The 23156-nt window shown below is 40.0% G+C and carries 25 protein-coding genes; 11 read left to right on the forward strand and 14 right to left on the reverse strand.

Going from position 1 to position 23156, the window contains the following annotated elements:
- From gpmI to lptF, 3 genes are all read right to left on the reverse strand, one after another.
- A complete protein-coding gene (gpmI, locus tag WBW42_RS15265; RefSeq protein ID WP_005065710.1) occupies positions 1–1548 on the reverse strand; it encodes a 2,3-bisphosphoglycerate-independent phosphoglycerate mutase in 1548 nt (515 codons plus the stop codon).
- 126 nt (positions 1549–1674) lie between these two features.
- Positions 1675–2745 (reverse strand): LPS export ABC transporter permease LptG, encoded by a 1071-nt coding sequence (gene lptG / locus WBW42_RS15270; RefSeq protein WP_002121203.1) that lies wholly within the window; start codon positions 2743–2745, stop codon positions 1675–1677.
- Positions 2745–3845, reverse strand: a complete 1101-nt coding sequence (gene lptF / locus WBW42_RS15275; RefSeq protein WP_002121169.1) for an LPS export ABC transporter permease LptF — start codon at positions 3843–3845, stop codon at positions 2745–2747. Before lptF ends, lptG begins: the two co-directional genes overlap by 1 nt.
- 143 nt (positions 3846–3988) lie before the next feature.
- Between lptF and WBW42_RS15280 the strand changes: the two genes are divergently transcribed.
- From WBW42_RS15280 to WBW42_RS15295, 4 genes are all read left to right on the forward strand, one after another.
- On the forward strand, positions 3989–5437 hold the full coding sequence (locus WBW42_RS15280) for a leucyl aminopeptidase (protein WP_032070643.1): 1449 nt from the start codon (positions 3989–3991) through the stop codon (positions 5435–5437).
- A complete protein-coding gene (locus tag WBW42_RS15285) occupies positions 5430–5837 on the forward strand; it encodes a DNA polymerase III subunit chi (RefSeq protein ID WP_032070644.1) in 408 nt (135 codons plus the stop codon). Before WBW42_RS15280 ends, WBW42_RS15285 begins: the two co-directional genes overlap by 8 nt.
- A gap of 38 nt (positions 5838–5875) precedes the next feature.
- A complete protein-coding gene (gene blhA / locus WBW42_RS15290; RefSeq protein WP_017481908.1) occupies positions 5876–6514 on the forward strand; it encodes a cell division protein BlhA in 639 nt (212 codons plus the stop codon).
- Positions 6515–6645: 131 nt separating this feature from the next.
- Positions 6646–6864 carry a hypothetical protein gene (locus tag WBW42_RS15295; RefSeq protein WP_002121224.1) on the forward strand — a complete coding sequence of 73 codons (219 nt, stop codon included), beginning with the start codon at positions 6646–6648 and terminating at the stop codon, positions 6862–6864.
- Between the two features lie 60 nt (positions 6865–6924).
- Here the strand turns inward: WBW42_RS15295 and WBW42_RS15300 are convergent, their stop codons facing one another.
- From WBW42_RS15300 to glnK, 6 genes are all read right to left on the reverse strand, one after another.
- Positions 6925–7584, reverse strand: a complete 660-nt coding sequence (locus WBW42_RS15300) for a riboflavin synthase (protein WP_002121149.1) — start codon at positions 7582–7584, stop codon at positions 6925–6927.
- Positions 7585–7627: 43 nt separating this feature from the next.
- Complete coding sequence (locus WBW42_RS15305) at positions 7628–8920, reverse strand: DNA adenine methylase (RefSeq protein WP_002121221.1); 1293 nt, start codon at positions 8918–8920, stop codon at positions 7628–7630.
- A complete protein-coding gene (gene ribD / locus WBW42_RS15310; RefSeq protein WP_032070645.1) occupies positions 8917–10002 on the reverse strand; it encodes a bifunctional diaminohydroxyphosphoribosylaminopyrimidine deaminase/5-amino-6-(5-phosphoribosylamino)uracil reductase RibD in 1086 nt (361 codons plus the stop codon). The genes WBW42_RS15305 and ribD overlap by 4 nt, the downstream gene beginning before the upstream one ends.
- A gap of 15 nt (positions 10003–10017) precedes the next feature.
- Positions 10018–10476, reverse strand: a complete 459-nt coding sequence (nrdR, locus tag WBW42_RS15315; RefSeq protein ID WP_000543541.1) for a transcriptional regulator NrdR — start codon at positions 10474–10476, stop codon at positions 10018–10020.
- Between the two features lie 158 nt (positions 10477–10634).
- The gene (locus WBW42_RS15320) at positions 10635–12029 is read right to left on the reverse strand and encodes an ammonium transporter (protein ID WP_005079483.1); all 1395 of its coding nucleotides are present in this window, start codon (positions 12027–12029) and stop codon (positions 10635–10637) included.
- A gap of 57 nt (positions 12030–12086) precedes the next feature.
- Positions 12087–12425: a P-II family nitrogen regulator gene (gene glnK, locus WBW42_RS15325; protein ID WP_000780326.1), complete on the reverse strand. Its 339-nt coding sequence runs from the start codon at positions 12423–12425 to the stop codon at positions 12087–12089.
- Positions 12426–12703: 278 nt separating this feature from the next.
- On the opposite strand from glnK, the gene WBW42_RS15330 reads away from it, so the two are divergent.
- The 3 genes from WBW42_RS15330 to WBW42_RS15340 all read left to right on the forward strand — a co-directional run bounded on the left by WBW42_RS15330 (position 12704) and on the right by WBW42_RS15340 (position 15133).
- The gene (locus tag WBW42_RS15330; RefSeq protein ID WP_002121136.1) at positions 12704–12931 is read left to right on the forward strand and encodes an accessory factor UbiK family protein; all 228 of its coding nucleotides are present in this window, start codon (positions 12704–12706) and stop codon (positions 12929–12931) included.
- Between the two features lie 65 nt (positions 12932–12996).
- Complete coding sequence (locus tag WBW42_RS15335; protein WP_032063100.1) at positions 12997–14484, forward strand: YifB family Mg chelatase-like AAA ATPase; 1488 nt, start codon at positions 12997–12999, stop codon at positions 14482–14484.
- A 103-nt stretch (positions 14485–14587) separates the two neighbouring features.
- Complete coding sequence (locus WBW42_RS15340; RefSeq protein ID WP_005065691.1) at positions 14588–15133, forward strand: NADPH-dependent FMN reductase; 546 nt, start codon at positions 14588–14590, stop codon at positions 15131–15133.
- 24 nt (positions 15134–15157) lie between these two features.
- Here the strand turns inward: WBW42_RS15340 and pdxR are convergent, their stop codons facing one another.
- A complete protein-coding gene (pdxR, locus tag WBW42_RS15345; RefSeq protein ID WP_005065689.1) occupies positions 15158–16591 on the reverse strand; it encodes a MocR-like pyridoxine biosynthesis transcription factor PdxR in 1434 nt (477 codons plus the stop codon).
- Positions 16592–16702: 111 nt separating this feature from the next.
- Between pdxR and WBW42_RS15350 the strand changes: the two genes are divergently transcribed.
- A complete protein-coding gene (locus WBW42_RS15350) occupies positions 16703–17479 on the forward strand; it encodes an aldolase (RefSeq protein WP_005065687.1) in 777 nt (258 codons plus the stop codon).
- A 15-nt stretch (positions 17480–17494) separates the two neighbouring features.
- Entirely contained in the window at positions 17495–18373 is an 879-nt protein-coding gene (locus WBW42_RS15355; protein ID WP_032070646.1) for a dihydrodipicolinate synthase family protein, read from the forward strand.
- A 41-nt stretch (positions 18374–18414) separates the two neighbouring features.
- On the opposite strand, the gene WBW42_RS15360 is transcribed toward WBW42_RS15355, so the two are convergent.
- Both WBW42_RS15360 and WBW42_RS15365 read right to left on the reverse strand, forming a co-directional pair.
- Entirely contained in the window at positions 18415–19227 is an 813-nt protein-coding gene (locus tag WBW42_RS15360) for a TorF family putative porin (RefSeq protein ID WP_002121202.1), read from the reverse strand.
- Positions 19228–19265: 38 nt separating this feature from the next.
- The gene (locus WBW42_RS15365; protein ID WP_014208159.1) at positions 19266–19454 is read right to left on the reverse strand and encodes a hypothetical protein; all 189 of its coding nucleotides are present in this window, start codon (positions 19452–19454) and stop codon (positions 19266–19268) included.
- 736 nt (positions 19455–20190) lie between these two features.
- Here WBW42_RS15365 and WBW42_RS15370 point away from each other — a divergent pair.
- Positions 20191–21477 carry an OprD family outer membrane porin gene (locus WBW42_RS15370; protein WP_002121245.1) on the forward strand — a complete coding sequence of 429 codons (1287 nt, stop codon included), beginning with the start codon at positions 20191–20193 and terminating at the stop codon, positions 21475–21477.
- Between the two features lie 106 nt (positions 21478–21583).
- Here the strand turns inward: WBW42_RS15370 and ppa are convergent, their stop codons facing one another.
- Complete coding sequence (ppa, locus tag WBW42_RS15375; RefSeq protein WP_002121243.1) at positions 21584–22108, reverse strand: inorganic diphosphatase; 525 nt, start codon at positions 22106–22108, stop codon at positions 21584–21586.
- 127 nt (positions 22109–22235) lie between these two features.
- Positions 22236–22634, reverse strand: coding sequence for an MAPEG family protein (locus WBW42_RS15380; RefSeq protein WP_005065682.1), 399 nt, complete (start codon positions 22632–22634; stop codon positions 22236–22238).
- Between the two features lie 106 nt (positions 22635–22740).
- Here WBW42_RS15380 and WBW42_RS15385 point away from each other — a divergent pair, with 106 nt between their 5' ends.
- Positions 22741–23133 (forward strand): hypothetical protein, encoded by a 393-nt coding sequence (locus WBW42_RS15385; protein ID WP_005065679.1) that lies wholly within the window; start codon positions 22741–22743, stop codon positions 23131–23133.
- Positions 23134–23156 lie beyond the last annotated feature (23 nt).

Genomic DNA, 23156 nt, shown 5'->3' on the forward strand with positions numbered 1-23156 from the left:
TTATGCAGATAGTGTAATCAGATTACGTCCTTGCATTTCGGCAGGAACAGGAATCTTCATTAAATTGAGAATTGTCGGTGCTACGTCTGCAAGCACACCACCTTCTGCAATTGTTGCTTGTGTTGGGCCAACATAGATAAACGGCACAAGCTCGGTTGTATGTTGAGTGTGCACTTGCCCACTTTCGTAGTCTTGCATTTGTTCAACGTTACCATGGTCAGCAGTAATGAGCATATGGCCTTTTTTCGCCATAACTGCCTCATAGACACGACCTAAACAAGTATCAACCGCTTCAACTGCTTTAACCGCAGCATCAAACACACCTGTATGACCGACCATATCACCATTTGCATAGTTCACAACTAATAAGTCGTATTCACCCGAATTAATCGCTTTAACCAACTCATCAGTGACTTCATAAGCACTCATTTCTGGCTTAAGGTCATATGTCGCAACGTTTGGAGATGGAATTAAAATACGTTTTTCACCCGGATATTCATCTTCACGACCACCACTAAAGAAGAATGTCACATGCGCATACTTTTCAGTTTCAGCAATACGTAACTGGGTTTTACCCAAAGAAGATAAATACTCACCCAATGAATTTTTAAGGGCTTCTGGCATGTAGGCAACTGGTGCATCAATGCTTGCCTGATAACGCGTTAACATCACAAATTTAGAAAGATTTGGTACAACTTTGCGTTCAAAACCAGCAAAGTCTTTCTCTACAAATGCGCGAGTAATTTCACGAGCTCGGTCAGCACGGAAATTCATAAATACAACGCTATCACCATCTTGAACTTTAGCAATATCACCAATACGAGTCGCTTTTACAAACTCATCATTTTCGTTGGCTGCATAAGCTAATTCCAACCCTTCAACCGCTGTTTGCGCAGTACGAAGTGCTTCACCTTCTGTTAACAAGCGATAAGCTTGCTCAACACGATCCCAACGGTTGTCACGGTCCATTGCAAAGTAGCGACCAATCATGGTTGCGATACGGCCTTGGCCCGGATATTGAGCAAATAATGCATCTAATTTTTCTAAAGACGGCTGAGCACTGCGTGGAGGTGTATCACGACCATCAAGGAAAGCGTGCAAATAAACTTTTGCACCGCGTTTTAATGCAAGTTCACACATCGCCACAATATGATCTTCATGTGAATGGACGCCACCTTCTGAAAGTAGCCCCATGATATGGACAGCACCGCCAGCAGCTTTGGCTTTTTCAACAGCGTCGATCAACACTTCATGTTTAAAGAAGTCACCAGTACGGATATCTTTAGTAATACGGGTAAAGTCTTGATATAACACACGGCCAGCGCCAAGATTCATATGGCCAACTTCAGAGTTCCCCATTTGCCCATCAGGCAATCCAACATCTTCACCTGAACCAGAAATTAGACTATTCGGATGCTTGGCTTTCATTGCCGCCAAATTTGGTGTTTTTGCTGCAAGAAAAGCATTATCTTCAATCGCTTCACGGTGTCCAACACCATCCATAATGACCAGAACGTGAGGGATCTTGCCAGCAGTTGCATCCGTCATAATCAATTTCTCTTTTGTCTACAATTTCGTCACAATATCTTACCGAATTTTCGGTCAAGACTCTATTTATTCCTATGGCTTTCACCAATATCCGCGATTGATGAAAACCATAAATATCACTTATTTCTAACGAGCGCGGTAAAGCAAATAACTTCCGGCACCAAACATTAGCAAGATAGGTACAAGTACGAACCATGCTGGAGATGGGGAATAAACCAAGCTCGCATAACCCAAGAAATCTTGCAAATAATAGAAACTCAAACCAATAAACAATGCGATCACCAAACGGAAACCCATTGATTGTTGGCGTAACGGTCCAAAAATAAAAGAACACGCCACTAGAACTAATGCAATGAGTGAAAATGGCGAAGCAACTTTTTGCCAGAAAGCTAATTGGTAAGTCTTTGGTACCTGACTATATTCATCCATATAACGCATAAAGCTAATCAGTTGGCTTGGCGATAAATCTTCAGGATCTAAAGTCACCATATGCACATATTTAGGCTGTAATGCTAAAGCAAGTGATTGTTCTTCATGGTCAGTTTTGATGGCATTGCCTGCCGCCAAAATGTCCATTTGTTCAGCTTTTTTCAAAGCCCATTGACCATTTTTAATAAACTGTCCTTGCTGAGCATTAATTAATGATTGCAAGTAATAGTTCTGGTCAAAGTCGACCACTTGAATGTCTCTTAAATTGCCTTGAGAGTTAGCATAGTCGATATAGATAAATCGCTGCCCTTCACGTGACCAATAGCCTTTAACTTCACCTAAAGCAGCTACTGAACGATGGCTTTTAACACTTTGTGCTTTTTCATTGGTATAAGGAATAACCCATTCACTTAAAGCAAACGACAAAATAATAAGCAGTAAAGCTGAGCGCATAACCCAACCAACAATACGCCATAAGCTAACACCGACTGAACGCATAACAATGAGTTCACTACTCGTTGCCAATGAGCCCAGTCCAATCACAGCACCAATCAAGGCAGAGATAGGTAAAATTTCATAGAGATAGCGAGGAGCTCCCCACAAGACATAGACGAGAGCTTGCCATGCGTTATAGTCTGGTTTGAGCTCACCCAACTCGCCAAGATATGTAAATAAGACCTGAAGAATGGACAAAACAACTGTGGTGCCAAACATCGCAAGCGCAGTGGTTTTCGTCACATATTTGGCGACTATTCGACGTGCTAACATTATAATTTCACTCGCTTGATCTGTTTCTTGATTTTTGGTCCTAACTTCTGCTTACGTGAGAATAAGGCGGCAGCAACGCCATACACAACTAACACGGCAGGATAAGCCCAAATATCGAGTTCTTCTTTACTAATACGAGTCTTGATTGCAATCATTAATACGATCAGACTGGAAAAAATAAAAATCGCCGGAATAAGACGGTAATAACGGCCTTGTCGTGGACTCACCTCAGACAATGCCACTGATAGCATTAACGCAATAACAATGGTGAATGGCCCAAATAAACGCCATCCCAACTCACTTCTTATGACTGGATCATTTGTTTTTGAAAAGAGTTTAGTCGTTGATAATGCTTCTACATCGCCACTTTCAAACTTAACATCTTTATCATTTTCTAAACGTAGACGATAAGACTGAAACTCTGCTTGTGTATATTTTGGTTGTCCCGGGAATATTTCATAGCGACGACCTTGTACCAGATCAACGACATTGGCGGTGTCATTTGCAACTTCTACACGAGTCGCTTCTTTTGCCAAAATCATAACATCTGGCTTATCTTCTTTAGCAGCGCGCTGATAAAAGAAAATATCCTTCAAATTCTTTCGGTCTTCTGACAATGAACCTGCATAGATCGTATATGGCCCAGAGGAAATAAACTCTCTTGGTCGAACCAAATCGAAACCTGTCCGGACAGCTTGTGTAGTTGTCAGTTTTTCAAACTCACGTAGTCCCCATGGCGTCATCCAGAGCATAAGCACAGACTGAAACACCATATAAACAAGCGTCATTGGAATGAGTAATCGTGCTAATTGATGACGGCTTACACCACTACCATTCAATACAGCCATTTCATGGTCAACATATAAACGACCAAACACCAACATTAAACCAATGAAAAAACCCAATGGTAAAATGAGTGTTAGAAATTCAGGTAAACGATATCCAATGATGCTAAACAAGATACTGGCATCTAAACGCCCCTGCGCCGCCACACCAAAGTATTTGATCAGACGACCACCCATCATGATTAAGGTCAGTAAAGAAATGACCACCAATGAGGTAGAGACAACTTGCTTGACGAGATAACGCCGAATAATCAAAGTAATACTTCCAAAAGGCTAATCGGGACGTGTGCTAGTTTACCCGAATGTTAAAAATATAAAACCGCACATTGCAACGCTATGCTTGAAAGTGTTTCAATGTTTTAATCCAACATAACTTTCTATAGGCAATCACGGCAGCCATGAAATTTACAACTTATACAACTTTTCCCGAACAGACATCTAATGAATCTTTGTGGGTTTTAGTTGATTCAGAACAGCTACAAAGCAACATCAACACATATCAAATCAATAACCTAGAAAGCGTTCTTACTGCCACCCAATTCAAAGGCAACTTCAATGAAACTCTGCCTTTATTCGGTCAGGTTTCAAATCAATCTCATAGCCAATTACTTGGCTTAGGAAAAACAGCCGAACTTCAGGCGGTTAAGCTCGCTAAACTTGCCCAAACCATTATCAAATCGACACAAAATAAATTTAAGCATATCGCAATTGATATTGCTGCGTTACCTGTCGAATACCATTATTTATTCGCTTTAAGCTTAACTCAAGCAGCTTATGGTTATGATGAGTTTAAATCGAAAAAAAATGAATTTGTGTTACAACAGGTTGATTTAATTAGTTCAACGACGAGCCTCGATGAAAAACAACTGGCTTTAGTGCATGCCGTACAGTCTGGTCAGTCGTATGCACGTGACCTTGGCAACCGTCCAGGCAACATTTGCTTCCCTGAATATTTGGCAGAACAAGCATTAGCTTTAGCTGCAGAATTCCCTGACTTACTCAAAGTAACTGTCTTAAATGAACAGCAAATGGCTGATTTAGGTATGTATGCTTTTCTTGCAGTCAGCAAAGGATCTGAACGTCCGGGTCGTATCGTAACACTCGAATACCAAGCTGGAATCGATCAAGCGCCTGTTGTGCTTGTTGGTAAAGGCGTTACTTTTGATACAGGCGGTATTTCTTTAAAACCAGGCCTAGGCATGGATGAAATGAAGTTCGATATGTGCGGTGCAGCCTCTGTATTAGGTACTATTCGTGCGCTATGCGAAGCAAAACTCCCTATTCATGTCGTTGGAGCAATTGCAGCTGCAGAAAATATGCCTTCAGGTAAAGCAACTCGCCCAGGTGATATTGTGACAACCATGAGCGGACAAACTGTTGAAATTTTAAATACCGATGCGGAAGGTCGTTTGGTACTGTGCGACACATTGACCTATATCAAACGTTTCAATCCAGCAGTCGTGGTTGATATCGCAACATTAACTGGTGCATGCGTAGTTGCTTTAGGTAAAGTACTGAGTGGTTTGTTCTCGCCAGATGATGCTTTAGCAGCTGAACTTCAACAAGCGGGTGAGCAATCATTTGACCGTGTATGGCGTATGCCAGTGATTGAGGATTATCAAGAATTACTTGATTCACCATTTGCTGACATTGCGAACATCGGCGGTCCATACGGCGGTGCAATTACGGCAGCATGTTTCCTTGAGCGCTTTACACGTGAGTACCGTTGGGCTCATTTAGATGTAGCAGGAACAGCATGGTTATCTGGTCCGGCTAAAGGTGCAACAGGTCGCCCAGTACCATTACTCATGCAATTTTTAGCGAATCGTGTAAATACGAATGGCTAAAGTTAGTTTTTATCTGTTTGAAACCAGTGAAGAACGGCAAGTCGATAGTGCTTGCCGTTTATGCCGAAAGATTTTACAGAAGCATCCTAAAATCTGGTGGTATTGCCCAGATGTGCAGCTACAACAAACTCTTGATGAAAGATTATGGGATTTCGACCCTGTCAGTTTCATTCCACATGGAGTTGATCAAACTGAGGCTGCTGTATGTATTTCGGCTAAACAACCACTTGAACAAGGCTTGTTAGTATTTAATTTTAACAATCATGCACTTGAACAAGTTGATCATTTTAGCCACATTATAGAAATTGTTGAAAATAATGAAACAGCCAAGCAAATTGGTCGAGAAAAATTTAAAATGTATCGCCGTTTGGGTATAGAACCGCGAACCTTTAAATTATAACGCGCTAAAATGTAAATACTGTTGAACAAAGGAGAAGCATGGTGGCATTAAATGTCGGGCAAGATTTTAAAAAAAGATGGTTAAATGCGCCTGAAGCTGTCCGTCATGCCTATCAACAGGATCTGGCACGTATTTGTGACTTATTAGAACCACAAACCCCTATTCAGCTTTGGGTTTTAAATGACGAAAAAGCGCAGTTAGAATCACAGCAAAAAATTGAACAAGCTTACGCGGACCTTAAGGCAGAGCTTATTGAGCAAGCACGTATCCGTCGTCAACTCGCTTTAGAAAAAGCACTTGCTGATAAACGTGCATCAGAAGCTGCTTATGCTGCGGAGTTGCAAGCAGACGAAATTCGCAAGTTTAATGAACAGACTGAAACATTACAGACATTACGTAGCCATTTAGAACAAGAAGTTGCAGAACAAACTGCACGTTATCAGAAAAACCCTGAAACCCCATCCGTCAATTACTCTGCTGGTGTAAAACTCAGTATCACCGATGATCAAATCTTATCTGAGCTTGAAAGTTTACGCATTCGTTTAGAACTTGAAGCTGAAAACTTAATTGAAGAGTCTGTAACGGCTTTCCGAGCCAAACTACATTCGGCAGCTCAAGAAGAAATTGAATACATTTTAAAGAACTCTAAGTTTTCTGATGAAAAAATAGAGAAGTAAAGTTTTAAAACTTCTTCTGTCATAAAACTGACACCTATATGTCACAAAATAGACATAAATATTATTCTTGTAGATCAATTGATTATGAGAATAGAAAGTAGTGATTTTAAGATAATTAATGAGGGTAAGAAATGGACATTCCGCATCAGATTTCAAAGCAACTTGAGCAGCTTAATCAGGGTGAGCAATGGACATTTTCAGCACAAGAACTTTATATGAGTCATAACGACTTTAATTCGCTTTCAATCTTGTTGACACGAGCGTCGGAAAAAGGTGAGTTTTCAATTACACGTACTCAGCATACTAAACCATGGGTCGGCACACATTCGGTTACTCTCACCAAGCATTAATTTTTAAAAATAAAAAAACCGGAACATATGTCCGGTTTTTTTATTTTGATGATCTGGCTTTTATTTTAAAAAACCATTTTCAGCTAAAAAAGCCATACTAATATTTGACTCAGTTTTTTGTTCAGCTGCTTTATCACCTAGCAATAAACGCTCGATATAACGCGCCAACACGTCGACTTCAAGGTTGACCTTACTGCCTACTTGCCATGTTCCAATATTGGTACGTTCTGCGGTATGCGGAATCAAATTCAAGCTTAAAATATTTCCACGTAAGTGGTTAATCGTTAAGCTAATTCCATCAACGGTTACAGAGCCTTTTTCCGCCAAATATTTAGCAAGTTCTGTCGGTGCTGTAACTTCATAATAGATTGATCGAGCATCTTCACGCACTACGGTAATTTCACCTACGCCATCAACATGACCACTTACAATGTGCCCACCAAAGCGCGTTGTCGGTAACATTGCCTTTTCAACATTGACACGTTGACCAACTTTCCAGTTACCTAAAGTCGTTCGATTTAAACTTTCACGGGAAACATCTGCTGCGTACCAGTTATCGCCCCATTCAATCACTGTAAGACAAATACCATTGGTTGCAATCGAATCACCCAAATGTACATCAGACATATCCAGATCAGTCTGAATACGTAGACGCACATCACCACCTACACTTTGCAGGCTTTCAACTTTACCTAAACTTTCAATAATGCCTGTAAACATGGCTCAATCTCCAAATCTTTTTACACTGCTTAAATTGCAGCGCTTACCAAAGTGCGAGCTGTGTACTATTGCCTGAGGTATCTACACCACCTAGCTCGGCGAAGTGGTAAAGCTGGCCTAATAACTGACGTAATGGTGGTCCTGACTTGGCATGAGTATCAGTAATCACAATAAACTCAAGCACGCGTGCACGTTCAGACTGTCGTTGTTTACTCACTCGATAACGCGGAACATCTTGTGTTAACAAGGTCACTTTGCCTCGTTCCAGATTGGCCATAAGTAAATCTTTCGGCTCGATATTACCATCAGTTGAATAGCTGGTCAGAATATAGCGTGCATTGATCGTTGAAAGTAATTTCTCATACGCATCTTTTGCATGTTTAGAAGAGTTATATGGACTTGGGCGTTCTTTACGCCATGCTCTATCAATACCACTCTTATAACCTTTGGTATCCGGTGAAGGTAAATCCACCTGATCCCATAAAGTTAATGCATTTAAGACGTGGTAATTACTACTATATGCGTGTTGGTTATATGGTGGATCGAGATAGGCAACATCAACCTCAAAACCACTCATTTGATTTGCTAGATGTTGTGAATCTACACACCACATTTCAGCAGCCGGACGTTTGCGATCACCAATCTCACAAAAACGGCTCGGTGTTAACCAAAGTAATGACTCAATTCGTTCTAGCGCAGTTTGAGTACGTCCGCCCCACCCTTGGTGGAAGCTTTTAAATACGCCACTGGTGTTACTGACAAAACTAGCTGAATAGAGCAATGGCGCAAGTAAAGCACTCATCTCTACATCATTAATTGCACCTTGTGCCTGCCATGTTGCAATCTGCTGACGAATTGCATCGATACGCATACCGTTACGGCGTTTAAAGAATAAACGGTCACGAGTTGGATCGTATACATCATCGTTACGTGGACAAAGGTTATGCGTTACCCAACCTTTAACTTCAGGTAAGCGATTTAAATAATCGATTGCCTTTTGATAGCCACCCAGCTCTTTAAAAGCAGGTGCATCTACACAGGCTAAAATCGCATGATTTAAAGCATGACTATAAGGTTCCCAGTCATTCGCAATCACACGGTAACCATTTTGACGTGCTAAACGAGATACGACGCCACTGCCGGCAAAGAAATCGGCAAAAATCGGTGGATTCTTTTTTTTGCTATTCAGCGTCCCTGTAATTTCAAGGGCTTCTAAAATTAGATGGAGCAATCGGCGCTTGTTACCCAAGTACGGCACAAGCTGATGGAAAAGATATTCGTCTGTCGTACGGGCTGCATGACGACGTTTGTGATAAACCGAAGGCTCTGAATTCATACTTTCTCTTGCGTAGGGATTAACCTTAAGCGTATATCTTGATCAATTTGTGTCACATCAAGAAGTGTAAAACGAAGTTGCTCTGCCATATATTCAAATTCTGCATTGAACATGGCCCTTGCACTTTTCCCCAATAAGGTCGGGGCAATATAACTGATCAATTCGTCCACCAAACCTTCTTGCAAAAAGGCAGTAGACAATGTTGCGCCAGCTTCAACCAACACATCATAAATTTGATGTTGCTTAGATAGGGTCTGTAACAGCATTTTTAAAGGCTGAATTTCTAATTGTATCACGCCTAAATCAGTAAGTTCTTGACGATACGGCCCCATCACCATCACAGTTTCAGGATTCTCTAAGATCTTAGCGTTAAGTGGTAAACGTCCTTGGCGATCTAAAACAACACGTTTTGGCTGAGCAACTGTCTCGATATCAAAATTATTGAGTGAACGCACATTAAGCTGACAATCATCTGCAATCACAGTTTCAATACCTGTAATCACTGCTCCAGAAATGGCACGCCAATGTTGTACATCTTGGCGTGCAGCCGAACCAGTAATCCACTTCGACTCACCTGATGCCATTGCAGTACGCCCATCTAAACTTGAGGCTACCTTTAAACGTACATAAGGCATACCTGTAGACATTGCCTTTAAAAAACCTTGATTAAGTTTTGATGCTAAATCTTCGCAAATGCCAACTTCAACTTCAATTCCAGCATTTTTTAAAATCCGAACACCTTTCCCCGCCACCAATGGATTTGGATCAGGACAAGCAACCACTACTTTTTTAACTTGAGCTTTCACCAATGCTTCGGCACAAGGAGGGGTTCTGCCATAATGCGCACATGGTTCAAGCGTGACATAAGCCGTTGCACCTTCTGCATGTTCACCCGCCTCACGTAAGGCAAAAACTTCAGCGTGTGGCTGACCTGCTTTTGGATGAAAGCCTTGTCCAATTAACTGATCATCTTTGACAATCACACAACCAACATTTGGATTAGGCTTGGTCGAATATAGTCCTCGTTTGGCCAGTTCAATAGCTTGCTGCATCCAATACTGATCTTGTTTCAACTCAGACATAAAAATCTCAAATGACTAGTGTTCACGTTGCTGCATTTGCTCTATTTGACGGCGAAACGCTTCAACATCCTGAAAATCTTGATAGACAGAAGCAAATCGGACGTAAGCAACATGGTCAAGGGCAAATAAAGATTGCATGACAATTTCGCCAATTGTTCTAGATTTCACATCACGCTCACCTAAACGGCGAATCTGCAACTGAATATCACTTAAAACTGTTTCGATCTGCTCTTGTGTGACCGGACGTTTTTGCAAAGCATGCATTAACGAACGGCGTAATTTGGCCTCATCGAAAGGTTCATTTTTTCCATTCGATTTGATCACACGGGGCATTACCACTTCATAGCTTTCAAAAGTGGTAAAACGTTCACCGCAACTTACACACTCACGACGTCGACGAATCTGACAGCCTTCGGCGGCTAAACGTGAATCGATGACTTTACTATCTGCGGCGTTGCAAAATGGACAATGCATAGCGGATTTATAGGGTCGATTACTTTGACCTAGTGTAGCAAAATTTCTACACTTACAGAACCAGCATTCTTCAAGACAAAAAAACAGTCCTGAGCAAGATCAAAGCATCGCTTTGATCACAGCGCAAGACTGTTCTTTTAAGACAGATATATTAATGATTATTCAATACGTTCGCCATGTTGGCTTAAATCCAGACCCATGCGTTCATCATCAGCATTAACACGAATACCAATCACAAGATCAATCACTTTAAGAATAACGAAAGTCGCGATACCGCTGTAAACCATGGTTGCCAATACGCCTTCAACTTGTACCCATAATTGGCCAGCGAATGTTGGAGCTAATGCAACGTTCGCTGCTTTAATAATTTCGTCACTGTAGAATACGCCAGTTAAAATCGCACCAACAATACCACCTACCGCATGCAAACCAAACGCATCCAAAGCATCATCGGCTTTAAGTAAGCGTTTAAGTGCTGTAATACCCCAGAAGCATACTACGCCACCAATAAGGCCCATCACTAAAGCACCGCCTACTCCAACAAAACCTGCTGCTGGTGTAATCACAACTAAGCCAGCTACCGCACCAGAAGCACCACCTAATACAGATGCTTTACCACGGATCATACGTTCAACAACTAACCAAGAGAATGCAGCAGCGGCAGCGGCAACTTGAGTCACTAAAATTGCCATACTTGCACGAGCACCAGCGCCTAGAGCACTACCACCGTTAAAGCCGAACCAACCCACCCAAAGTAAGCTTGCACCCACTACAGTTAAAGTCAGGTTATGCGGAGCCATAGATTCGCGGCCAAGGCCAATACGTTTTCCAAGCATGTAAGCAGCAACTAGACCTGCAACACCTGAGTTGATATGTACAACTGTACCACCAGCAAAATCTAATGCGCCTGCTTTAAATAACCAGCCATCTGCAGCCCACACCCAGTGGGTAATTGGTGCGTAAACAACGAGCACCCAAACTGCAATAAACACCATGAAAGCTGAATATTTCATACGGTCTGCAATAGAACCGCTAAGGATCGCCACTGTAATAATGGCAAAAGTCATTTGGAAAATAACAAAGAGACTTTCAGGAATTGTCCCACTTAATGCATCAAACGCTACCCCGTTTAGCATTGCTTTAGACAAATCACCAAAAAATGCACCTGTGCCAGAGAACGCGATTGAATAACCAGCAATCACCCACAGCAAACTTACCAAGATTGCAGCTGAAAGGCTGAACATCATCGTACTGAGTACATTTTTTTTACGTACCATACCGCCGTAGAATAATGCCAATCCCGGAATGGTCATTAATAGAACCAATGCGGTTGAAACTAAAATCCAAGAGGTATCACCCGTATCAAGCGTAGGTGTCGGTGCTGGAGCTGCTGGAGTTTCAGCAACTGGTGCTTCTGCAGTAGTTGCAGTAGCTGGAGATGTTGATGCAGCCGCAACTTCCGATGTTGGTGTTGTTACAGCTTCTTCTGCCCAAACGGCAGTACCACCCAAAAGAGCGCCTGATAGACTGAGCGCCATAAGCATTTTTTTCATTCGTGTCCCCCAACCTCATTTGCGAGTTATTTTCTACTCAGCAAGCTTTGTGCCAATTTAGACAGCATCCGGTCCAGTTTCACCCGTACGGATACGGATTACTTGTTCCAGGTTAGTCACAAAAATCTTACCATCGCCGATTTTTCCAGTGCTTGCGACACGTGTAATTGATTCAATTACTGCGTCGACCATTTCATCACTAATCGCAATCTCGATTTTTACTTTAGGTAAGAAATCAACCACATACTCCGCGCCACGGTAGAGTTCAGTATGCCCTTTTTGACGACCAAAACCTTTAACTTCAGTTACGGTAATCCCTTGTACACCAATGTCAGAGAGTGCTTCACGCACGTCATCCAATTTAAACGGTTTTACAATTGCAGTTACAAGCTTCATGTTTGTTTCCTTCGGCTTCTTTTCACCAGTAAGGTTTTATGTTCAATTTTCATGCCAATATTTCAAAGGTTGAGGGAAATGAATCTTTTGCATGAACTTTCTTTATAACCTATTTAGTGAGCAAGATGTAGATGAGCTATCAAAAATAAAATGAATTTTCAGTAGTGTTGTATGCTGATTTAATGATCTATTTGCACTAAAAAAATTGAAACCTATATCCAGCGCTTAAGCAGTGTTAAACTGTAAAGCATAAGGTAATACAACACTTTGGATATTTCATGCTAGAAACTTTGCTACAGGCCATTCTGGAACAAATTGATGAGCCTAAAAAAGATTTGGAAAAAAATTTACGTGCATTATTAAATGAAGCGGTCGAAAAGTTGGATCTTGTTTCCAAACAAGAGATCGACCGTCAAAAGACTGCACTTCAATCAGCCAATCAACGTTTAGAAGAGCTACAAAAACAAGTAAGTTTGTTAGAAGAAACTTTAAAGAATAAAAAATAAGCACCAACGTAGCGCATTTATACTTTACAACGATTAAAAATGAAGCACCATAATGGAACAATAAGATGTCTTTTTCTAAAATTTATACACGGGGACTTTTAGGTTTACATGCACCTTTGATTGAAGTTGAGGTACATGTGAGTCAAGGCTTACCTTCTCTTACTATTGTCGGCCTAGCAGAGGCGGCGGTAAGAGAAAGTAAAGACCGAGTTCGCTCAGCCATTATTAATAGTGGATTTCAATTTCCAACAAAACGGCTGACCATTAATCTTGCACCAGCAGATTTGCCCAAAGATGGATCACGTCTAGATTTACCTATTGCTATAGGTATTTTAATTGCATCTGGCCAGCTCCCAGAAAACTGTGCCGAAGATTTTGAATTAATTGGTGAATTAGCTTTAGATGGTCATGTAAGGCCAGTGTCAGGCACTTTAACTTTGGCAATGGCGTGTCAACAGGCCAAGCATAAAATGCTTTTACCTCTCGATAACAGTCAGGATATTAGCCATTTACCGAATCTTGAATGTTATCCAGTGAGCCATTTAAAAGAAGTTTGTGATCATTTCTTGGGCATAAAATCACTATCTTCGATTGAACCTGCAACGACCTCAAACCAAATGCCTTATAAATTTGATCTGGCAGATGTAAAAGGTCAGCTACGTCCACGTCGCGCACTAGAAATTGCCGCCGCAGGCGGGCACTCGCTGCTCTTTAAAGGACCACCAGGTACAGGTAAGACTTTACTCGCTTCACGTCTTCCTTCAATTTTGCCACCCCTTTCTAATCAAGAAACGCTTGAAGTCGCGAGTATTTATTCTATTTCAAATACACCGCATACCTTTGGTCAGCGTCCATTTCGCGCGCCCCACCATACAGCATCAGCGATTGCACTAGTTGGGGGCGGTTCACATCCTAAACCGGGTGAAATTACCTTATCTCATTTAGGGGTTTTGTTTTTAGATGAACTCCCCGAGTTTGACAGAAAAGTTCTAGAAGTCTTACGTCAGCCGCTTGAGTCAAAAGAAATCATTATTTCACGTGCAGCTCGGCAAATTACCTATCCTGCAAACTTTCAGCTCATTGCAGCAATGAACCCTTGTCCATGTGGTTATGCGTTTAATCAAGACAGCCGTTGCCAATGTTCGCCAGAGAGTATTAAGCGCTATCAAAACCGTATATCAGGACCATTACTTGACCGTATCGATTTACATATTGATGTACCGCCTTTAAAAGCTCAAGAACTGCAAGATCCAACGCCTGCTGAAGACTCTACGGCTGTAAGACAGCGTGTGATTTATGCTTATAAACAACAAATGCAAAGACAAGATTGTTTAAATCAAGCACTTTCACCGAAACAACTTGAGCAATATGCTGTACTTGATAGTACTTCTCAACGAATGATTGAAATGGCTCAACAACGTTTGAATCTGTCGGCTCGTGCTTATCATCGTGTTTTACGGGTTGCTCGTACCATTGCCGATTTGGCGCAAAGTGAGATGATCCAAAGTCCTCATCTTACAGAAGCGCTCTCTTATCGAGGCAATCATTCTTAAAATAAAAACAGCGGATGATGAGTCCGCTTTTTTAATATTTATAGAAGTTATTAATAAGAGAATTTATTACTCCCTATGTATTAATACAAGTAAAGAGGATGCTATGAAAATTTTGGCTATCTCAGGTAGTGCAAGAAAAGAATCTACAAATACTGCTCTATTAAGAGCAATGAAGGATATAGCACCGTCCGACATTGAATTGACAGTTTTTGATCATATTAATAATCTGCCTGTCTTTTCTCCAGATAATGAAGGAGAAAAAACGCCTACTGTAGTGGAAGATTTCATCAAATCTGTTTCTGATGCAGATGGCATTATCATCTCAAGTCCAGAATATATCCGTTGTATTCCAGGTGGTCTCAAGAATGCAATTGATTGGATGGTTTCCCGTACCGAAATTATAGATATACCTATTGTCCTGGTTCATGCATCTAGCCGCGGCGACGACATGCTAGTTTCTTTAAGAAGAGTATTGTCGACTGTTAGTAGCAATTTCTTTGAAGATTTATTTTTAAGGATTTCTCTCATCGGCAAATCTCCTGAACAAATTAGCGAGATGCTACAAACCGAAAAATATAAGTCACAAATTACTCCCTTTCTGCTTACCTTTGTCTCAGAGATTCAAAAATGTAGAAATGAATTAGAGTGAACTTTCTTAAAATAAAAGAGCGGATTATGAGTTCACTGTTCTTTTATTAAGAATCTCATTTAGCTTCTCGATTAAAGCAGTGATTTCCTTTTCTGATAAAGCAGCAAAGCCAAAACGAACACAATGGTTAGAAGGCTCCCCCTGTTTAAACTTCTGCTCTGTATCAATGTTGAGTTCTTTTAATTTCATAAGCTGATCTTGAGTAAATGGTTTCTGGAATTTCACCCACAAAGCCATTCCACCTGCGGGTGGCTGTATCTGAACACTCTCTGCAAAAATTCGATTGAACTCAGTTAATGCATGGTCTCGGCGTAGTTGATATATTTTTTTCATTTTACGGATATGTCGCTTGATCTCCCCTCGCTGCATTAAATCTGCTAAAGCAAGTTCCGTAATGTTATTGCCTTGCCGATCAATCAATAAAATATCTTCAGTAATGGATTGAATGATTGTTGGGGACGCTACCATATATCCCAATCGGACACCGGGTGCAAAGACCTTAGACAATGAACCTACATGAATGACCAACTCAGAATGAGGCAAACTTGCTAAGGGTGGCATAGGCCGGCTGTCATAGTGGAATTCGTGGTCATAGTCGTCTTCAATAATGTGAAACCCCCATTTTTTTGAAAGCTCTAAGAGTTGAAGACGGCGAGACATGGTCATGGTGACAGTTGTAGGATATTGATGATGTGGAGTTGTATAAATAGCAGCAACCGAATGTTCTTGTAAAATCCGTTTTAGGTCGTCAATGACGATACCTTGTTCATCTAATTTGACAGAAACCACTTGAAAGCCATTTGATTGAAATGCTTTAAAAGCAGATGGATAATACAATTCCTCAATAACGATAACGCCCTGCCGATTGGGTAATGCTCGAGAGGCAAGAAAAATTCCCATCTGGCTACCACGTACAATACAAATCTCATCTTCAGCAACATTCATAAAACGTTCCATTGACAACATTTGTTGTAAAGCCTGTCTTAGCTCAACCATCCCTCGTGGGTCACCATATCCCATGTACTGGTTTTGCGTAATTTTAATCAGTGCATGCCGGTATGCCCGCGAAAATAGTTCGTAGGGAATAAGCCTCGGATCTGGCACACCATCGTTATGTGGGCGTTGAATCACTTCTTGAGTGATTGGTTTATCATTAACTGTTCGCTCAGATACTGGCTCTATTTGAAGCTGTTTTTCCGGCAAAACATCCGCCACAAATGTGCCTTTTCGGGGACGGGTCACAAGCCATCCTTGTGCCTCTAACTCTTCATAGACTGCTTGTACGGTTTTTCGATTAATTCCTAGTTCTTTTGACAAGCTACGAGACCCCGGCAGCATCGTCCCCTGCACTAAACGGCCACATAAAATTTCCTGACTAATCAAGTTAGTCAGTTTTAGAAAAACCGTTTTTTCTTCTCTTTCATCGATACGAAAATTTACTTGCCAAGGTCTTAGCATATTTGCTCCATCTGGACCATACAACTTATATAAACTGGATGTATTTATTAATCCAGTTGTTTTCTATTCTGCCTTCACCTACTTAATTTGGTCAACTGGACTGGAGAAGAGATGAAAACTGCTGCTGTAAACAAACAAGACCTGATGCAACATGCACAGCAAGACATGCAAAAGTGGATTAGCGACTCAGATTTAACTGATCGTCAAAAGCTTGCACTCACTTGTCGTATTTTATTTGACCATGGCCATGATGCTGGTTTAGCAGGCCAAATTACCTGCCGTAGTGAAAATAAAGAGTCCTTTATTACCCAACGTTTTGGTTTAGGTTTTGATGAAATTACTGCCTCAAATTTACTTGAGGTGAATCAAGATTTAGAACCTATCAACCAAGAAGGAATGGCAAACCCAGCCAATCGTTTTCACACATGGATTTATAAAGAACATCCAGAAGTGAACTGCATTATCCATACTCATCCTACCCATGTAGCAGCCCTATCGATGCTACAGGTTCCACTTATGATTTCCCAAATGGACGTTTGTGCACTTTACGAAGACTGCTCATTTGTAGGTCATTGGCCAGGTGTCCCTGTAGGTAATGAAGAAGGTATTTTGATTTCTTCTGCGCTTGGTAAAAACCGTGCTGTTTTGTTGTCTCATCATGGCCAACTGGTTACAGGAAAAACCATTGAAGAAGCCTGCAACTTGGCTCTTTTAATTGAACGAGCAGCTCAACTGCAACTGCTAGCCATGTCTGCCGGACAAATCCAGCCCATCCCCCATGCTTTAGCAAAAGAAGCTCATGACTGGGTTTCTACCGATAAACGCAACAAAGTGAACTTTACCTACTACGCACGTAAAGCTTTGAAAAAACATTCTGACTGTATTTAAAAAGAGATTTCCACCATGAAACTAAACGGCATTATTGGCTATCCTGTTACCCCATTTTCTGATGAAAACACCATTAATCTTCCTGTTTTAAAACAGATGCTGGATTTGCTTATTGAAAACGGTTGCGACGCGATTGCGCCTTTAGGCAGTACAGGCGAAAGCGCTTATCTTGAATGGGATGAATGGTGCTTAGTCGCGAAAACTTCAATTGAAAGTATTAATAAACGCGTGCCTGTCATTATTGGAATTTCAGAACTCACGACGGATCAAGCCATCAAAAAGGCGCAAATCGCGCAAAGCTATGGTGCAGATGCACTTATGGTGATTCCTATATCTTATTGGAAGCTAACAGACCAAGAGGTTTTTGAATATTATCAAGCAATTGCCAAAGAAACTACTCTACCAATTATGATTTATAACAACCCCGCGACTAGCGGTGTTGATATGTCTCCAGAGTTAATTGTGCGTATGTTTAATAGCATTGCAAATATTACGATGGTGAAAGAAAGTAGCGGTGATATTCAGCGCATGCATAAAATTTATGAGCTATCAAAAGGAGAACTCCCTTTTTATAACGGGTGTAACCCTCTAGCTTTAGAAGCTTTATGTGCGGGAGCAAGCGGTTGGTGTACAGCAGCACCGAACCTGTTAGGTCAGCGACCTCAACAGCTTATTGAACATGTGAAAAATGGTGAATTGGAACACGCCCAAAATTCATTTTATCAGCAACTTCCTCTACTACGCTTTATTGTAAATGGTGGTTTACCTAAAACGATTAAAGCTGGTTTACAACTAAAAGGTGTCTCTGCGGGCTTACCACGCAAGCCATTATCTAAAGGTACGGATATTGAGCTTAACCAGTTAAAACAGCTATTTTCTGAAATAGAAAACTAATAAAAAAGCGGGTTACTCACCCGCTTTTTTAAAACTCAAACTTAGAATGTTTTAGTTAAACTAAACACTAAACCTGTGTCATAAGGTTTTTTCTGAGCATCAGTCATACCAGAAGTACTAATGTCTGTACCAACAACATCTAGCTCAGCAACAATACCTAAAATGTTATAGTTGACGCCAACTTTATAATCGATATAGCTATCGTCTTCACCTGGCCCACCTGCAACTACAAGTAAAGAATCTTTGTTTTTGAGTTTGTTATAACCAACTGAAGCAAGTCCAGTAAATCCTGTATCTGCAATTGGTGCTGAATAACCAACGTTGAAATACCAGAACTCATCAGAGTGGCCCCAGTAATCATCTGAATAGCTTACGCCCACACTAAGTGCATCACCTTTAAACAAAGAGTCTGCAAACGTTAATTTTCCGTAAAATTCGGTGAAGTCGAAGCCAGTATCACCATTGTATGGGTTAGTAAATTTTGAGTCAGAACCAATATAGCCATAATGAATTACACCCACATCATACGTTGGTGCAAGCGTATCAGACAATTTTAATGTATTTGTATAACCTAAAGAGATATCGGTTTCAGTTGAAACGCCAGGTGTATTAAAGTCTACGCTTGACCCCCAAAGCGCAACATAAGCACCTGACTTATGAGAAAAGGTGAACCCACCTTGAATAGCTGGGTTATTTGACGATTGGGTAACACCACGGAAACGGTAGTCTGTGGTCGCTGCCACACTACCTGTTGCCGTGATTCCATAAAAAGATGGAGCATCTTCAGCCATAGCCATAGTTGACCCTGCTGCAAAGATACCAAGAGTTACTGCCTTAAGTGCAAATTTCATCATTTTGATCTCCCCCACAATGAACGCACGATTTATAGGAATTAAACAAATTGTGTTACTTGAGCTTTAGCAATTGCTGTGCCAAGTACGAATTTGCTATCAGTGCTCTTCATTAATTTTGAGATCAAACTCACTTTATTATAAAATTTCTGGGTAATTTTTATAAAAATATATCCATAAAAAACATAGCGATAAAATAAAATTCTTATGCGATAAAAAATACTAAACATACGAAAACCCCTTATCGGAAATTAATGAGCGAGGCGTGAAGTATTCATTTGTTGCACATAAATTTTCTATTTAATCTTAGAGGCGAGATATAAAAAGTATGTAAATTTCTGGAAGACAATGCTTGTAATGATCTGTGATTGCGCATTTCTACTCATTGGATTTGTTTATTTATTACTTGTTTAAAGTAGATGTACTATTTTGGGTCTTTTTTAAGCAATAATATGGATAAAAAGAGTAGTGCACAAAATACAAGCAATTTATTGCACTAAATTTGATCAATCTAAACATATTTTGTTATCCGCCAGTAGTGATCTATTTTTGTACATTCCATTTTTAAAATAACGTTATATAGTAACAATTTAAAGGGTATAAAAATAAAAGTGATGAAAAAAGAAACTTAAAATAAGATTAAAAAGTAAACATATCCAACAAAAAAGAGTAAAAAATGAACACAAGAATCAACTATTTTTTGAACTTTAAATACAAAATAAATGGTAAAAATCCACTAAAAATTAAATTACTTTTTTTATTTTAAACAATAGATTAAGTATAAAAGACGAATTATAAATTTATTAAACAACCCCTACCACATTAATCAAATCCTGCATAGCATATATAAAATAAAATGAACAAAAATATATCTTTTTTACAGATTACTTATACAATTGATGGAAATCCTAGGCCCTGAACAATAACAAGGCACAGGATTTATCGTTTTTATGAGGTTCTTTAAATATGCTAAAAGCACAAAAACTTACATTAGCAGTTCTCATTTCTGCGGCAATAATTTCCTCAGCTCAGGCAAGCGAGCAAAGTGAGGCAAAAGGATTTGTTGAAGATGCGAACGGTTCTATTCTCTTCCGTACAGGTTACATCAACCGTGACAAAAAACAGGGCGCAAAAGATACTAGCTCATTTGCTCAATCAGCAATTGTAAGTATTGATTCTGGCTTTACCCCTGGTATTATTGGTTTCGGTGTTGGCGCTGTGGGTGATGGTTCATTTAAGATCGGTGAAAATAAAAATGCCGGTAACCAAATGATCCCATTACATAATGATGGCTCCGCTTATGATCACTGGGCTCGTGGTGGTGGTAGCGTTAAAGCACGTTTCTCGAATACAACAGTACGTTACGGTACTCAAGTACTCGACCTACCTGTTCTTGCAAGTAATACTGGACGTATGGTTCCTGAATATTTTACAGGTACTTTATTAACTAGCCATGAAATCAAGAATCTTGAAGTTGTTGCTGGTAAATTTACTAAAAACCAAATGTCTGATCAAATCAATACCGATGCTGACGTAAATGGTAAGGGTCTTGATCGTGCAATTGTGTGGGGTGCTAAATACAAGTTTGATGATAATTTAAATGCATCTTACTATGGTTTAGACAGCAAGAATAAGCTTGATCGCCATTATGTAAATGTGAACTTTAAACAGCCATTGGCGAATGACAGTTCATTAACATATGATTTCAGCGGTTATCATACTAAGTTTGATGAAGGTGCTTTTACTTATTCTCAAACTACTGATGATCTATCTAATCGTCAAAATAACATTTGGGCTATCTCTACGGCTTATAATACGGGCCCACATAACATCATGGTTGCTTACCAACAAAACAGCGGTAATGTTGGTTATGACTATGGTCAAAATGCTGACGGCTTCCAAAGTATCTATTTGCCAAACTCTTACATGTCTGACTTCATCGGTAATGATGAAAAATCTGCACAAATCCAGTACAGTCTCGATTTTGGTAAATTAGGTGTATTACCTGGTCTAAACTGGACAACTGCATTTGTATATGGTTGGGACATCAAAGTTAAAAATGTAACTGATGATGCTCAAGAACGTGAGTTCTTTAACCAAGTGAAATACACAGTTCAAAGTGGTTTCGCTAAAGATGCAAGCCTCCGTATCCGTAACTCGTATTATCGTGCAAGCGACTCATACCAAGGTGCGTACATTGGTGATACCAATGAATGGCGTTTATTCCTTGATATTCCTGTGAAATTATTCTAATTCACAAATCTATCAAGCATAAAAAAACCTACGTCTGGTAACAGATGTAGGTTTTTTATTAAGCTCAAAATATCAATTGAGACATTCTGAGCTTATAAATTAAAGCTTATTTAGCAGCTTCAATTGCTTTTAATACTTCGGCTTTAGCAACATCAGCACCTTCCCAACCACTGATTTTTACCCACTTACCTGGTTCTAAATCTTTATAGTGACTGAAGAAATGCTCAACTTGGCTAATCAATAACGGAGGAAGATCTGTATATTCCTTCACGTCTTTATAAAGTGGAGATAATTTTTCGTGTGGAACAGCGATTAATTTCGCATCAATACCACCGTCATCTTCCATATTTAATTTGCCCACTGGACGGCAACGAATGACTGAACCAGCAGCAACAGGATGAGGAGTTACAACAAGTACGTCTAATGGGTCGCCATCTTCAGACAAAGTATTTGGAACATAACCATAGTTCGCTGGATAGAACATTGCTGTACCCATGAAACGGTCTACGAACAATGCATCAGAATCTTTATCGATTTCATATTTAATTGGTGCTGCATTTGCAGGAATTTCAATAATGACATAGATGTCATTTGGCGCATCTTTACCTGCTGGGATATTGCTGTAACTCATATCAATACTCTTTCGTTATGAAGTCAGATGTAAAATCCACTCGATTATAGCGTGGATATCATCAAAATGATGCCGATTATACAATGGGCACACGCGAAAGTTGATATGAATGATGACAGAATGACACTCAAGTCAGTTTAATCGTGACCACAAGTAATAAGATTGGACACAATATAGATAAGAACCAAACAATCGAGCGCAAAGTTGCCCAATTACTTAAATAGCAAATACCATAAATAACTCTTAAAATAATATATGCCCAACCTAATCTCAGAATAAAATATTCCGGAACAACCATATATTCAGCCATTAAAATAGCAGTTAAGAATAAAGGTAGGCTTTCAAAGCTATTTTGTTGTACGGCATTAGCGCGAGCAGCAAGACCTGTTGTTTTAGCCAAAAAAGCTCTTGGGTTTTGATTATCGACGGGCTGAAAACCACCTGTAAATTTTGCAATTACGGTAAATGCGTATGGCAGCAAACATGCCACTAAAATAATATAGATAATGCCGCTGATGCCCTGCATAGTGCCATCCATCACTGAAAATACTGTTGATCATGCTATCATAACATTGCGTTTTTACCTGAAATTTTATGCAATCACTTGTCATCACTGATTAATAGGGCCATGTATGCAACAACCTGATCAAAAAGAATTGTTTGACGTCTTAGACAAGCAAAAACAAAATCAGCTTCAGGTAGACCGTATATTAAAAATCGTATTTCCTATTGTCGCTTTTTTATTGAGTGTGATTTGTGCAAATCTAAATTGGCAATCGACATTGGGCACCTTTGTTATTTTAACAATTACTTTTATTGCAGTCGGTATTAAACGGCTTCCTTTATGGCATTGGTTAATTGTGATTACCCTATATTGCCTAGTAGATAATTATTTAAGTTATGGTCAGCTCGATTTAACTCATTTGCGTTTGCAATTGGGCACAATGCTAGTTTTTGTTGGGATGGTAGGAATTGGTCGTCCTTACATAGACCGCTGGTTTATGAAAAGCCACAACAAAATGTAAAAACAAAAAAAGCGCCCTAAGGC

This window comes from Acinetobacter sp. LT1 (assembly GCF_059800965.1).